The 790-nt window shown below is 48.1% G+C and carries 1 pseudogene; it reads left to right on the top strand.

Going from position 1 to position 790, the window contains the following annotated elements:
• A pseudogene (locus tag ADM50_RS03925) lies at positions 1–790 on the top strand (YSIRK-type signal peptide-containing protein); the annotation flags it as partial.

Consider the following 790-nt stretch of genomic DNA (forward strand, 5'->3'; position numbering starts at 1 on the left):
GGTGAAAGAAGTAGTTCCAACCAGCACTAACGCAACCAGCACAGGCCCTCAAGGTGTTCCTCAAACAGGCGCCCCAACTTTCCAAGGTGGTGATCCACTGGTTCCAATCGATGAAACAGTAGAGCCAACTTTCGCAGATGGAAGCAAGGAGAAGACTATTCCAGGTCAAGGAACCTACACGATTGCGCCAGATGGTACAGTGACCTTCACACCAGACAAGCAGTTTGTCGGAAACCCAGATCCAGTCACAGTCAAACGCGTAGATAAGAATGGGACTCCAGTTACTGCGACCTATAGTCCAGAATTTACGAAAGTGACACCAACAGGAACTGGCGCAACGAGCACAGGTCCTCAAGGACTTCCACAAACGGGTACTCCAACCTTCCAAGGTGGCGATCCACTGGTTCCAATCGATGAAGCGGTTGAGCCAACCTTTGAAGATGGAAGCAAGGAAAAGAATATTCCAGGCCAAGGAACCTACACGATTGCACCAGACGGAACTGTAACCTTCACACCAGACAAGCAGTTTGTAGGGAATCCAGATCCAGTTACAGTGAAACGTGTGGATAAGAATGGCACTCCAGTTACTGCGACTTACAGTCCAGAATTTACGAAAGTAACACCAACAGGTTCAGGTGATAAGACAGAAGGTCTGCAAGGACAGGTCCAAGAAGGTAAAGTGACCTTCACGCCAGGCCATGACTCAGTTCCATTCTCAGCTGATTCAACACCACTATTTGACAATGGTACAACTGTGAAAGAAGTACCAAATGTTGGTAAGTTCGAAGTG

This window comes from Streptococcus oralis, assembly GCF_001075675.1.
GTDB lineage: Bacteria > Bacillota > Bacilli > Lactobacillales > Streptococcaceae > Streptococcus > Streptococcus oralis_V.